Below are 13,149 nucleotides of genomic sequence, written 5' to 3' on the forward strand. Positions count from 1 at the left end.
ATACTGAACATATTGTGCAAAACACTCGTAATCTCCTATACTTCAAGGATTACGAGTGTCTTTAAAGTTTTTCAGAATCCCTACACGATCGCCTTTAGCTCAGCCGTGAGCGTCTCGATGATAAAATCAAGGTCTTCAGATTCGATATTCAGCGGCGGTGCCAGTGTCAGCACATTGTTAAATCCTGCTACGGTGGCGCCATTTTTACCAATGATCAGGCCCTTTTGCTTGCATCCGGCAATCACTTTGTTCACAAGATCCGTACCGAGCGGTTCCTTCGTATCCTGATTGGAAACGAGTTCGATTCCGACAAGAAGCCCTTTCCCCCTTACATCTCCCACCAACGGATGGTCACCCAGCCTTGAAGCAAGGGTTTGTTTCAAATAGTCCCCTAGATCTCTGGAACGGTCGAACAGCTGTTCATTTTCCATGATTTCTAGATTCTTCAATGCCAGGGCGCACGCAGCAGGATTACCTCCGAATGTATTTACATGGCGGAAGTAATCATATTCCTCAGTGCCTTTAAAAGATTCATAGATTTCCTTGCGCACGGCAGTTGCCGACAGAGGCAGATAAGCACTCGTGATTCCTTTCGCCATCGTGATGATATCCGGCTTGACACCGTAATTCATGAAGCCAAAAGGCTTTCCCGTCCGCCCAAAGCCGCAAATGACTTCATCCACAATCAGCAATGCGCCATGCTTTTCACAAACCTCTTTAACACCTTTCATATACTGGTCAGGAGGAACGATGACCCCGCCGCCTGTAATGATCGGCTCCATGATCACACCGGCAATCGTCTCACTTAATTCCCATGTCATCACCCGGTCAATATCCTTTACGGATTCTAATTCAGCTGCATCAGCATCATCCTTGTCGACACCACGGTACAGATCCGGCGGCGCTACATGCAGGAATCCCGGTGCCAATGGCTCGTATTTATATTTCCGCTGTGCCTGGCCCGTTGCCGCAAGGGCACCCATCGAATTCCCATGATAGGCACGATAGCGTGAAATGAATTTATATCTGCCGTGCTCGCCGTTTTGCTGGTGATATTGCCTCACTAACTTAAAGGCTGTTTCATTCGCTTCTGAACCGCTGTTGGAGAAAAAGATGACGTATTCTTCCCCAAGCAATTCATTCAGCTTTTCTGCCAGTTTAATCGCCGGAATATGGCTTTGGCTGAGCGGAAAATAAGCCATTTGTTTTAACTGCTCATATGCTGCATCCGCAAGCACGGTCCGTCCATAGCCAACATTCACACACCATAAACCTGCCATGGCATCTAAAAATCTTTTGCCATTATGGTCCGTCACCCATGATCCCTCTGCCTTCTCGGCGATCAAGGTGCTGTCCGGGCTGAAAGGCTTCATCGAATGCCAGACATAATCGCGATCCTTCGTGAGGAAATCCTCGCCTTGCTTAATCTTTGTCATACCTGCCCTCCTCCTTTGCTTTTGGTTCTAATAATCAAAACGGGATGTGATCATCTTCTTGCGGGTAAAGAAATTGACTCCATCCTTGCCGTTCACATGGAGGTCTCCGTAAAAGGAGTCCTTCCACCCGGAGAATGGGAAGAAGGCCATTGTTGCCGGAACGCCAACATTGACTCCCAGCATTCCTGCATCTGCTTCTTCTCGGAACTGTCGTATGGCTTTTGCATCCTTTGAATAAATGGTCGCACCATTTCCGTAACGGGATTTTCGAATATATTCAAGTGCTTCATCCAAATCCTCCGCTCTCAGCAAGCTTAATACCGGCGCAAAAATTTCATCCTTCGCAATCGTCATTTCCGGTGTCACATGGTCAAAAATCGTCGGCCCGAGGAAAGTCCCGTCCTTAAACTCATCTATTTCATTCCGTCCATCCAGAAGCAGGGTCGCTCCTTCTTCAACACCCTTTTCGATATAGCCCAGCACCTTCTCACGATGCGAATCCCTGATCACCGGCGTGAGAAGGACCTCATCATCCAATCCGTTTCCGATGACAAGTTCATCTGCTTTCTGTTTTAATGCCTGAACGAATTTGTCTCCTTCGCCAACGACTACGACTGCACTGCACGCCATACAGCGCTGACCAGCACTGCCGTAAGCGGAACTGACGATATGAGTGACCGCTTTTTCCATGTCCGCATCCGGCATGACAATATGATGATTCTTCGCACCGGAAAGTGCCTGTACCCGCTTCCCCTGTGCAGCTGCCTGCTCATACACGTATTTCGCAACTGGCTGTGAACCGACGAAAGAGATCGCTTTTACATCCTCATGGTCCAGCAAACCATTCACTACATCATGGGCTCCGTGGACGATGTTCAGCACTCCATTCGGTGCGCCTGCTTCCTTAAACAGCTCAACCAGCTCATTCGCCAGCAGCGGCGTCCGTTCAGACGGCTTAAGCACGAATGTATTTCCGCATGCGACCGCCAGCGGGAACATCCACAAAGGAACCATCATCGGGAAGTTAAATGGTGTAATTCCCCCGACAACGCCCAATGGATAACGGAACATTTCCGAATCGATGTCCTCCGCGATATTGGAGAGGCTCTCACCCATCATGAGTGTTGGCGCACCTGCTGCAAACTCGACACACTCGATGCCCCTCTGGACTTCGCCATGTGCTTCTTTGTATGCTTTGCCATTTTCCTGCACGATGAGCTTCGCCAGTTTTTCATGGTTTTCGGTGAGCAGGTGATGGTATTTATATAAAATTCTCGCCCTCTTGGGAACCGGAGTGTTTTTCCACGTTTTGAACGCTTCATTGGCAGCGCTTACAGCAAGATCTACATCTGCCTTCGAAGAAATCGGCACCTTTGCCAGGACTTCGCCAGTAGCCGGGTTAGGGACATCCAGTGATTCCGAGCTCTGCGCCTCAACCCATTCACCATTAATAAAATTCTTCAATACAGCGGTGTCATTTTTGATTACTGTCATATTTCATGCACGCCTCCTGTTTTGTCACAATTTTTAAAAAACTTACTATAGTAAAATTATCTTTGATTTCCAACAAGCTTTCATTAGACACAATGTAAAATTACTCGGGTTGTTTTTTTCACAAAATGAAAAAAGCAAAACCTGCTATCATCTAGCAGGCTATAAAGATTCCTGTTCTACAGCTTTCACCTGCTTCGAAGACAGCAAAAATTCATAGGAGTGAAGCATGAATTCAATCGCAAGCCGCTTTTCATGATTCATAAAATCATTTCCGAGCAGTTTTTCCAACTTTTCAATCCGGTGATAGAGCGTCTGGCGGACAACATATAACCTCTTGGCCGTTTCCTGCTTCGAACCATTGCACGAAAAATACGTTTTCAATGTCTCCAACAGCTTGCCATTATACTTTTTGTCATAGTTGATCACCGGCTCAAGGTATTCCAGGACAATTTCATTCAAGTCGAGATGCCGGTTCAAATGCGAAATCAGTCTATAAATATGTAAGTCATCGTAAAAATGGCTAGCCTCATGATGGCCGCAGCGGTTCTGGATGCGGATCGTTTCAATCGCCGTCTGATAACTGTGATGGATATGGTTTAATTCCTCGACATATTTACCAATTCCCATCACTGGCCTGGACTTATGCTTCCCAACCTTGAGATCCTGCTGGGCAAGCTTTTGGATTCCCTCCTTCATCCGCTGCTTCCATGTCGAGGAATTTCTCTTATTCAAAAAAATGAAAATCAGCGAATCTCTTTTTTCAATGGAAAACAGCGTAAAGCCCTGCTGCTCGAATACAGTCCTAAAATAAAGCTTGAAATACGTTAGATCAATATTTGAATATTTCTCGAATGGATCAAGCTTGCATTGGCAGACAAAAGCCCCTTTCGGCTTTACAGCCGGAGTATGGTAGGCTAGATATTCGTGGATCGCTTCCTCACTGTATTCGCCGTCAAGCCAGCTTGTCAGCCATTCCGTTTCCTCTGCCCGCCTTTTTTCCTCGACATAATGCTTTCTCAATAAAAACTGGGCAAGAGCCGTTGCCGTTCTGTCCAGAATCAGCTGGTCAAAATCGGTCAAAGCCCTGTCTTTCGATAAGATGATCAGCTCTGCCTGATTGTCGCCAAGCAGCTGGATCGGAATGCTGGCAACTGATGGTGACGAGGGTCCCATCGCATGGTTTTCAATGATATTCAATAATTCATCTTGCTCTTTTTCATTCACATTTGGTGTGAACTTGATTTCGTGATTGCTGAAAATGGTGACAACCTGAAGTTTTAAATACTGCTGGATAAAGGTGAGGATTTCATTATGATCTTCAATCGTTAAAAGCTTCTTATTCAATGCCTGTGAATAGCCTTCTAAGTCTGAAATCATTTGATATTGGTGATTGATGAGGAGAGTATGGATATCCTGGGTGATTTCTACAAACGGAACCTCCTGCTTAAAAAGAATGATTGGAAATTGATGCTCATTGGCATGCTCGATGATTTCCGGAGGCAGAAGTGTCGTGTATGTACCAATTTCAATACAAAGCCCTGCTGCATTCGAGTCGATTAACTGCTCCACAACAGACAGGAATAACTCCTTGTCCCCCTTCCAGGCAAGCCCGGTCGATAAAATCAACTCATTCCCGTTCAACAAATTCCGGATTTTCGTCACATCGACAACATGGACCCACTTCACGACACGGCCAAGCCCCTTGTGCCCAGCGACTACTTCTATGTTTTCAAAATGCTTTCTTTGTAAAAGATCTTGTACAGTGATAGAAGAATTCAAAGCCAAATCTCCCTTACCAAAAAGTTATACATCATACTATAAAGGAAAAGCGGCGAGAAATCTGTCGTTTTCTGTATTTTTAAAATACTTAAAATTCTTGAAACGTTTTTAAGGAAGCAAACATATTTGACATAATTCCAGGAAACAATAAGCCATTATGGAATTGATCAATGAGCAAATGAGGAGATTATAACATGGTCTTATTTATCTATCTCTTAATGAACGGAATCGCTCTGCTTTTTTTTATCAGGAAAAAGAAGAATCTGCACATTCTTGAGCTCACTGCTTATTGGTTTCTTGCTTCCTACCTGGCACAAAATTTCTCCGCCATATGTTATATGAATTTCAAGACACTGCATATTCCAGAGCAACTGCCTCTTGAACTGTCTCATTTTTTCAGTCGAACGAACCTCTACCCTGCAATCATGGTTATTTTTTTGGACTATTACCTCGTAACAGATAAATGGTACAAAAAACTGTCTTTATTCATTTTGTTTGTAGCTATATTAACAAGCGTAGAATGGCTAAATCACTTTTTAGGGGTGCTGATCCATGTGAATTGGCAGTTCTGGTGGTCACCATCCATTTGGTTTGGGGCTCTCATATTGCTTATTGGGTTCATGAAGGGATTCCGCATCCTGCTCTATAAAGGAGGACAATACAAATGAATGTCAAATACGATTGGAATGAATGGTTCTTTCTCATCTCTTCCGTGGCGGCATTATTAACATTCTGGCCCATCCGAAAATACTTCTCGCCTGTGATCGTCCTCCTGATTTGGATTTATAACATTTTTCTCGTTTCAACGATTGACTACTTTTTAATCGCAACACCTTTTAAAGCCTACTATTTTGGTGATAATCCAACATACGAACTGTCCGGTGCCCTGTTCCATTTATTCATGTACCCATGTGCTTCATTGGTTTTCCTGTACATATACGACAAGTTCGAACTATATGGCAAGAAAACAGCCTGGTATATATTAGGGTGGACAGTGTTTTCCCTAATTTACGAATGGATATGTGTGAAAAATAAAGCGCTGATTTACACTGGCTGGAAGCTTTTGTATTCTGTTCCCGTATACCCGGCAGCAGCGATTTTATTAATCCTTTTCTTTCATTTTATAAAAAATAAATATCAGGAAATATCCTATTAACAGGTTCTGTAATATAATCATATCTATATTCATTCAAAAAATGGGATTAGTACATACATTATGGAGATGATTCCTTGATGAGCAAATTCAAAATCAAAACTTTTAAGCTCCATCCCGCCCATACACTTATCCTTGGATTCCTGGGTCTGATTATTTTGGGAACTTGTTTGTTCATGATCCCCGCAGCAACCAAAGACAGACACCACCTTAGCCTTATTGATGCGCTGTTTGAGGCAACTTCCGCTGTTTGTGTAACCGGTCTGGCAGTCGTAGATACTGGTACGACTTTTACTTTGTTCGGGCAAATCGTATTATTAATGCTCATTCAGCTCGGTGGATGGGGATTCATGACCAGTGGAATACTGATGTTTATCATTTTAGGGAAAAAGATCGGATTAAAACAGCGATTGCTTCTTCAGGAGTCATTAAACACGTTTACAGTCCAAGGTGTTGTGAAACTGGTACAACGAGTCATCATCATCACATTGATCGTGGAAGCTCTTGGGGCGATTGCCCTGGCAATCAGATGGTCCCAGGAAATGAGTGTTGGCAAAGCTATCTATTATGGAATTTTCCATTCCATTTCCGCATTTAATAATGCTGGATTTGGCCTTGAACCAGATAGCTTAAGTAAATGGGTAGGCGACCCTACAGTAAACATCGTGATAACATCACTATTCATCCTTGGAGGAATTGGTTTTTTTGTGGTGGCAGATGTTTTGCAAAAAAGAAAGTTCAGATCGTTTTCCCTGCATACAAAAATCGCCGTAGTCTTTACTATATTAATTAATACGGTGAGTACACTCATAATTTTATTGCTGGAATATAATAATCCATCAACCCTGGGTGCCTTGGATCTTTCGGATAAATGGTGGGCTGCCTATTTTCAGGGAGTTGTTCCTAGAACAGCTGGTTTTAATACCATTGATATTGGACAGATGACCTTAAGTTCACAAGTCTATATGATGGGCTTGATGTTTATCGGGGCTTCATCAGGTTCAACCGGTGGAGGAATAAAGATTACCACATTCGCTATATTACTTTTAGCTCTGTGGGCAGTCTTGACCAACAAGGATGATATCAATATTTTCAGACGCCGAATTCCTTCATCCCAGGTAATCAGGGCCCTATCCATAGCTGTGTCAGGAATTATTTTTATCTTTGTGATTTTCTTCCTCTTAACCATAACGGAAAAAGGAGTGGAGATGTCGCTGTTATTCTTTGAAACCGTTTCTGCTTTTGGAACAGTAGGAATGAGTGCAGGACTTACTCCGGATCTAAGCCCTTCTGGACGAATTCTGATCACAATCATGATGTTCATAGGAAGAGTCGGACCTTTGACGATGGCTTTCGCTTTAGCTTTAAAAGCAAACAAAGAAAAGCATATCCGCTATGCCGAAGAAAAAATACTAATTGGATAATTTTTTTGGCTGTCGAATTCCTCGACAGCCTTTATTTTTTACTGCTTGAAGGAGAATAAAATTGAAGCCTCATTTATTAAACGTCTATCGTGGATATAATAATCGGGAACAGGATTAATTCACATTTTTCTTTTATATGGAACCCTTTTTGAAAATCAGGAGGAACTTTACAATGAAAAAGTTAATTGCAGTGATCGGCCTTGGGCGTTTTGGCGGAAGTCTAGTTGAGGAATTTCATCGTCTTGGCCATGAAGTGCTTGCTGTGGATCTGGATAAAGAAAAAGTAAATCATTTCAGCGATATGGCTACCCATGCGGTAGTGGCCAACGGGCTCAGCGAGAATAATCTAAAGGAATTGGGACTGAAAAATGTCGACCTTGCAATCGTTTCGTTCGGAGGCAATATAGAGGCGAGTATCCTCACAATATTGATGCTTAAGGATTTAGGGGTCAAACAAGTTTGGGTAAAAGCATTAAGTATGAATCATCAGAAGGTTTTAGAAAAAATCGGAGCGGACCGTGTCATTCATCCAGAAAGAGAAATGGCCAAGCGAATTGCCCACCACGTTACATCTGATAAAATCGTGGATTATATCGAGCTTTCCAAGAACCACAGCATCGCAGAAATAATCTCGACAAAAAAAGTAACCGACAAGACATTAAATGAACTAGATGTCAGAGCCAATTACGGCTGTAATATCATCGGAATCCAGCGCGGAGAAGAATTCATCGTCTCCCCTTCCGCAGAAGAAGTCATCTGCTCAAACGATATCCTCATCGTGTTAGGCCATAATAAGGAAATCCATGAATTCGAAGATAAGGGGGTGTAACAGAGGGACGGTTCTTGCGTTTCAGGAACACAGGGACGGTTCTCGTGTTTTAGGTTGATTATCATAAAAACACAGGGACGGTTCTTATGTTTCAGACAATAATCGTTACTTCATTTCAAACAAATCAATATAAAATGGAATAAATGCGACATCATTGCGGCCATCCATTTGATTATAATCAATGACTTTATAGCCCAGGCCTAAGTAAACTTTTGTTCCCCCGTCTTTATAGGTGTCTATTAGAATCGAAAACCTAGGTGCCTTGTTCTCTTTAGCCAAATAGAAGTCTTTTCCCATCATAATCAGTACTGCCACTATCAGTATTGCTCCAATTAAAACTTTTTTCCTTTTCATCTTCTCACACCTCTTAAAAGATCATGTCATTCTGAATTCTTGCTAAATAACTCCTCTATATAATCATATTCAATGGAACGGTCTACTGTTGTATAGAAAAAACCTTTATACCTGATGGTGTCATCTGAGTTGATGATGAGTTCTTTAATCGCCTCTCCTTCTTCGTTAAAAATAGTTGTCCTAAAGCGATATCCCATATATCCAAATGAAGATTTCCCTTTTTGGAATGTGATTTTATTCAAATTATTGATGATATGAGTAATTTCATTATCATCAGTGATTTCGATGTCATTGCCGGTGTTACCATCGAAAACAGTGACCTTAGATACCGTAGACGGGTCTATGTCAACAACTTTATGCGGTATATAAGTCCCTGCAAAGAATAAAATCAAAATTAATGGTATCACGATGAAAATCCATCTCCATTTTTTCAAAAAAACACCCCTCTTAACACCCTTCTTTAAAAAGAAATTCCACTTATATTACCTTTTTTCCTGCAGATTTATCACTAGATAAAGGAAAAAAATTAGCAATATCGAATTATACCCTCAGTGATAGATCCGGACATAAAATACTAAGGAGGCAAAGGCATGAATTTAAATAAAGCGAAAGATAAAATTGAAGAAAAGTTTAATAAAGTGGTTAGTTCTAGTGGTAATATTCACAGTGGGTATCTGTTAGTGCACTCTGATCGGCATTCCATCCATTGGAAAATGGCTCATTCACACACTTATCCGGAAACTGCAAACGCTGATCAGCCTTATCATACTGCTAGTATTGCTAAACTCTTCACAGCAACCTTAATTGCCTTATTGGTTCAAGAAAAAAAGATCAATTATTCTGACCCAATTTGCAAGTATTTAAGTGATGAGCTCATGGATGGAATACATATTTATAAAGGAACAGACTATTCAAACGATATCCGTATTGAACATTTAGTAAGTAATACCTCCGGACTGCCTGATTTCTTTGAAGAAAAACCAAAGCAAGGCAAACCTTTCATTGACATAATCCTTGATGATCCAAAACAACGTTGGACTGCCGAAGAAACAATCTCATGGACTAAGCAAAACCTTAAGGCTCGATTCAAACCTGGAGAGAAATGTCATTATACAAATACAGCTTATAATCTATTAGGCTTGATTATTGAGAATGTCACTTCAATGCCATACCATGAAGCACTTCATGAATACCTGTTAAATCCCCTTCATATGAAGCATTCTTATTTATCCCAATACTCATGTCCAGCAGAAAAAACCGCACTTCCAGTAGCCAAAGTTTTTCTGAAAAATAAGCCAATCAACGTTGAGGAGCATATTAGTTTTAGCAGTATTTATGCCGGCGGTCAGGCCGTCAGTACCTCTGAAGATTTGTTAGTATTCATGAAAGCACTAGTACAACATCAACTACTCTCGAAAGAATCTCTTCAGAATATGATGAAGTGGAACAAATTATGGCTTGGAATCGATTATGGATACGGATTGATGAAAATCAGGATGATGCCGTTTACGGAAAAATACAATGTATGGGGAGGTTTAGGCTCTCTTGGTTCATTTATGCTTTATAATCCTACATTCGATCTTTATGTGATTGGCAGTTTTAACTCAAGAGGGTTGGTAGCGAAAAGTGTTCGGTTTGTGTACTCCGTTATTCGGACTATAGCAAAAACGATCAGTAATACCTCTGAGATGAACTTAGACAACACGAACAAAGTGAAAATGTAGCAGTTCATAAACGTTCAAACGGCCTCTTGTTTCTTTTTCTATTTCTTCTATAATCAAAAGCAGGTGAAACAACACATTATTGGCTGAAATGAGGTATGGAATGTGCAGGTTTTTGATACAGAGCGATTGAATGTCCGCAAGCTGGATGTGAATGATAAAGAGTTTATTTTTAAATTGCTGAATGAACCAGGTTGGCTTCAGTATATAGGTGATAAGGGCATTCGGTCACTTGAGGATGCGGAGAATTATATCCTAACCGGCCCGAGGAGCATGTACGAACGTGTTGGGTTTGGGTTATTTGTCGTTGAGATGAGAGAAATCGGGACACCGATTGGCTTATGCGGCTTGATCAAACGCGATGGGCTTGAGGATGTGGACCTTGGCTTTGCCTTCCTGGCAGAACATCAATCCAGAGGATATGCCTTTGAAGCGGCAAAAGGAACATTGGATTATGCCAGAAGATTAGGTTTGAAAAGGATTGTTGCCATCACCACAAAAGACAATGCTTCCTCTTCAAAACTGCTGGAAAAACTCGGAATGCTGCTCGAAGGCTATGTAACACTTCCTAATGATACGGAAGAACTGAAATTGTATACTTTTAGTCTGAAGGAATAGGAACAAGAATAACCTTAGTACCCCGGTGATACAATTACATATATTTCACATAAAAGCAGAGAATATTTTGATTCACAGATTCGCTTATGTAGTACAAAATTAGAATAAAGAGTGCTAACCACATAGAAATTCGTACTATAATAAACGTGAATAAAGTAAGTGAATTTTTAAATAAAAGTGGTTGGAGCAACTAATCTCCAACCATTTTTATTTGCTTTTTTTCTTCAACATTAGCACCCTTTTAGGTAAAGAAGCTACAATTAATTTTTGTAGTTCAACATCCAATTGCGATTTTATTATATAATTCTCCTATTTTAAGCAAGGATTTAGAGATTATTTTTAAACAGTTCATTTTCTATTTTTAATTTAGGTATTAAACTTATAGGAGCTAGCCAATCTTCTGTCATAGTATTATTATCTATTTTTTGCTCAAATTTAACATATACGTTCCCCTGTTTACTTTCCAGCTCAAATTGGTATGATATTTTGGAATATAGTTTTGCATTAAAATCACTTGATATCAAATAATGAAGCCTATGTGCACGTTTAGTATCGATATAACACATCGTTAAGGGGTTTCTATATTCAGTTTGTTCAAAAGGCCCCCCCTTAATAAGAACATCCTCGTTTGTCCCTTTCAAAGTACCTACGATCCAAGGATAAATTTTAATGTTTTGAAAAGGAAACGTAAATCGAATCATCAATATTTTAGTTGGAATTACTCTTACACACATTGCAGACAGTAAAATACTAGGTACTCCACTCCTGGTGTGATTTGTATCTAGTAGTTCATTTAATTTTGGTAAGCTAGCAATCAAAGTAATACGTGCAAGTGAAAGCACCAAAACAGCAAAGCACAACATCATTATTACACCAATTAGAACTACTCTAAAAATATAAGTAAACTCTCCCTGATTAGAAAAATAAACAAATTTCAGAGACTCCATAGTTGTTGTAATAATTGATGATATTATAGTTATTATCATAAAAACAAAGAAAACTATTATATAATTAAATATACGTCCACTCTTAAGTACCTGCTGATAAGCTATAAATCGCTGACGAATTCCTTGCTCAATAGAAAAGTCATATTCAAAGTTCCCCCTGTTACCCCAACACCGGTACGGAAATTCCATTAGTTCCCAAAGGATTTCTCTACATCTCTGAATCCTATGTTGACTATTAATTGAAACAAAGATTGTTACTAAGCCTACCAATGTTAAAATAGATGAACATACACCAAAAACAACTGTAATAACATCGTCTCCATTGAGTTTTTGATTATGTATTTTTTGTAGTAAACTTGAACTTAAAGTTAAATTTGTAAGTTTCCAAAATCCGTACATACAGAATAATATAAAACTGATTACCAATAAAAAAACGAACCATTTTTTAAACCTACTAGGGTTCAGGTATCTAGTTATTACTTGTCTACTAAATTTATATTCTAAATTGGGTTGGCTATGATTTAACAACCCACATCCTTTGCAATAATTTAAATTCTGATTAAGCAATTGACCACAATTATGACAATACACTCTAATTCACATCCATAATAATTTGCCAAGTTTTATTTCTTAGGCATTTCATTCCTCTAAAGATAAATGCTTAATAAATACTTGAAAATAAAAATTAAGAAATTTTCTTTTTTTTTACTTCGAATATACCTAATTTCAACCTTACTCTATCATACTTTCCCACGTATATCTTGCATAGTCCTACTTTATCATCTTCACATAGAGATAGGCTTTTGCCTCGGTGAAAAGTCCTCCTCCCTTACCAACTGAAAGTTTACAAATTAATTCCTGCATAATTTAATTAACTACTTATTCTAAAGATGCTTGTTGTATATTACCTTATCTTCCTATTCTGTAGTTATGCAAATCTTCGAATACCAAGCACCAATCCTTAACTGGAACAATGCTAAAATGGTGCAATTAAATTCGCTGCTCTTTTTTAACTGTTGAACATTTATCATAAGACCCGTTAGTCCAGCAAAAAGAGACGGAATAATACTGTATCTTAAAAAATCCCTCTCTCCAGCAAAGAAGTTATAAATAATCCGCCTAATACAATTAAAGAAACTGATAGTCCAAGTTCAGGGTCATTTTTAGCTAACATCACCCCAGCCAATCTTAATATAAATAGTATTTGGAAAATGAACCGGAAAGAAGTTTTTAACTTTTTGGGTTTAACCCCCCCTTCTACCTGAATAGAATAAGGCTGATTTGGATAATTTAGCTTTTGATCTACAGTTGTCTTATTCACAATTTGCTTTTTATTCTTCATTTCTCTCAATTCTACTAGTGATTATATAGTTTTAATAGTTCTTTAAATGAAT

At 39.7% G+C, this 13,149-nt stretch carries 13 protein-coding genes; 6 read left to right on the top strand and 7 right to left on the bottom strand.

Translation table 11 applies throughout. The annotated features are described in order from the left end of the window. Positions 1-80: 80 nt before the first annotated feature. From ACXAEA_RS12820 to ACXAEA_RS12830, 3 genes are all read right to left on the bottom strand, one after another. Entirely contained in the window at positions 81-1,436 is a 1,356-nt protein-coding gene (locus ACXAEA_RS12820) for an aminotransferase (protein WP_475096275.1), read from the bottom strand. A gap of 27 nt (positions 1,437-1,463) precedes the next feature. After that, entirely contained in the window at positions 1,464-2,930 is a 1,467-nt protein-coding gene (locus tag ACXAEA_RS12825; RefSeq protein WP_475096276.1) for a CoA-acylating methylmalonate-semialdehyde dehydrogenase, read from the bottom strand. 159 nt (positions 2,931-3,089) lie between these two features. Beyond that, positions 3,090-4,715 (bottom strand): PucR family transcriptional regulator, encoded by a 1,626-nt coding sequence (locus ACXAEA_RS12830; RefSeq protein ID WP_475096277.1) that lies wholly within the window; start codon positions 4,713-4,715, stop codon positions 3,090-3,092. A gap of 188 nt (positions 4,716-4,903) precedes the next feature. Between ACXAEA_RS12830 and ACXAEA_RS12835 the strand changes: the two genes are divergently transcribed. The 4 genes from ACXAEA_RS12835 to ACXAEA_RS12850 all read left to right on the top strand — a co-directional run bounded on the left by ACXAEA_RS12835 (position 4,904) and on the right by ACXAEA_RS12850 (position 8,115). After that, on the top strand, positions 4,904-5,377 hold the full coding sequence (locus ACXAEA_RS12835; protein WP_475096278.1) for a hypothetical protein: 474 nt from the start codon (positions 4,904-4,906) through the stop codon (positions 5,375-5,377). Then, the gene (locus ACXAEA_RS12840; RefSeq protein ID WP_475096279.1) at positions 5,374-5,865 is read left to right on the top strand and encodes a hypothetical protein; all 492 of its coding nucleotides are present in this window, start codon (positions 5,374-5,376) and stop codon (positions 5,863-5,865) included. The genes ACXAEA_RS12835 and ACXAEA_RS12840 overlap by 4 nt, the downstream gene beginning before the upstream one ends. Positions 5,866-5,942: 77 nt before the next feature. Further along, complete coding sequence (locus ACXAEA_RS12845) at positions 5,943-7,286, top strand: TrkH family potassium uptake protein (RefSeq protein WP_475096280.1); 1,344 nt, start codon at positions 5,943-5,945, stop codon at positions 7,284-7,286. 172 nt (positions 7,287-7,458) lie between these two features. Beyond that, complete coding sequence (locus ACXAEA_RS12850; protein WP_475096281.1) at positions 7,459-8,115, top strand: potassium channel family protein; 657 nt, start codon at positions 7,459-7,461, stop codon at positions 8,113-8,115. A gap of 105 nt (positions 8,116-8,220) precedes the next feature. Here ACXAEA_RS12850 and ACXAEA_RS12855 read toward each other — a convergent pair whose 3' ends face one another. Both ACXAEA_RS12855 and ACXAEA_RS12860 read right to left on the bottom strand, forming a co-directional pair. Further along, the gene (locus ACXAEA_RS12855) at positions 8,221-8,469 is read right to left on the bottom strand and encodes a hypothetical protein (protein WP_475096282.1); all 249 of its coding nucleotides are present in this window, start codon (positions 8,467-8,469) and stop codon (positions 8,221-8,223) included. A gap of 26 nt (positions 8,470-8,495) precedes the next feature. After that, complete coding sequence (locus tag ACXAEA_RS12860; RefSeq protein ID WP_475096283.1) at positions 8,496-8,903, bottom strand: hypothetical protein; 408 nt, start codon at positions 8,901-8,903, stop codon at positions 8,496-8,498. Positions 8,904-9,059: 156 nt separating this feature from the next. Here ACXAEA_RS12860 and ACXAEA_RS12865 point away from each other — a divergent pair, with 156 nt between their 5' ends. Then, positions 9,060-10,193 (top strand): serine hydrolase domain-containing protein, encoded by a 1,134-nt coding sequence (locus tag ACXAEA_RS12865; RefSeq protein WP_475096284.1) that lies wholly within the window; start codon positions 9,060-9,062, stop codon positions 10,191-10,193. 102 nt (positions 10,194-10,295) lie between these two features. Next, complete coding sequence (locus ACXAEA_RS12870; RefSeq protein WP_475096285.1) at positions 10,296-10,808, top strand: GNAT family N-acetyltransferase; 513 nt, start codon at positions 10,296-10,298, stop codon at positions 10,806-10,808. Positions 10,809-11,134: 326 nt separating this feature from the next. Here ACXAEA_RS12870 and ACXAEA_RS12875 read toward each other — a convergent pair whose 3' ends face one another. Beyond that, positions 11,135-12,283 carry a hypothetical protein gene (locus ACXAEA_RS12875; RefSeq protein WP_475096286.1) on the bottom strand — a complete coding sequence of 383 codons (1,149 nt, stop codon included), beginning with the start codon at positions 12,281-12,283 and terminating at the stop codon, positions 11,135-11,137. Positions 12,284-12,830: 547 nt separating this feature from the next. Continuing rightward, on the bottom strand, positions 12,831-13,097 hold the full coding sequence (locus tag ACXAEA_RS12880; RefSeq protein ID WP_475096287.1) for a hypothetical protein: 267 nt from the start codon (positions 13,095-13,097) through the stop codon (positions 12,831-12,833). Between the last annotated feature and the right edge of the window lie 52 nt (positions 13,098-13,149).

It is taken from the genome of Mesobacillus sp. ABV4_180 (assembly GCF_056158485.1).

What these genes read in the sequence shown, in the direction of transcription:
- ACXAEA_RS12820 (WP_475096275.1), bottom strand. Translation starts at nt 1,436, where the DNA reads ATGACAAAGATTAAGCAAGGCGAGGATTTCCTCACGAAGGATCGCGAT.
- ACXAEA_RS12825 (WP_475096276.1), bottom strand. Translation starts at nt 2,930, where the DNA reads ATGACAGTAATCAAAAATGACACCGCTGTATTGAAGAATTTTATTAAT.
- ACXAEA_RS12835 (WP_475096278.1), top strand. Translation starts at nt 4,904, where the DNA reads ATGGTCTTATTTATCTATCTCTTAATGAACGGAATCGCTCTGCTTTTT.
- ACXAEA_RS12840 (WP_475096279.1), top strand. Translation starts at nt 5,374, where the DNA reads ATGAATGTCAAATACGATTGGAATGAATGGTTCTTTCTCATCTCTTCC.
- ACXAEA_RS12845 (WP_475096280.1), top strand. Translation starts at nt 5,943, where the DNA reads ATGAGCAAATTCAAAATCAAAACTTTTAAGCTCCATCCCGCCCATACA.
- ACXAEA_RS12850 (WP_475096281.1), top strand. Translation starts at nt 7,459, where the DNA reads ATGAAAAAGTTAATTGCAGTGATCGGCCTTGGGCGTTTTGGCGGAAGT.
- ACXAEA_RS12855 (WP_475096282.1), bottom strand. Translation starts at nt 8,469, where the DNA reads ATGAAAAGGAAAAAAGTTTTAATTGGAGCAATACTGATAGTGGCAGTA.
- ACXAEA_RS12865 (WP_475096284.1), top strand. Translation starts at nt 9,060, where the DNA reads ATGAATTTAAATAAAGCGAAAGATAAAATTGAAGAAAAGTTTAATAAA.
- ACXAEA_RS12880 (WP_475096287.1), bottom strand. Translation starts at nt 13,097, where the DNA reads ATGAAGAATAAAAAGCAAATTGTGAATAAGACAACTGTAGATCAAAAG.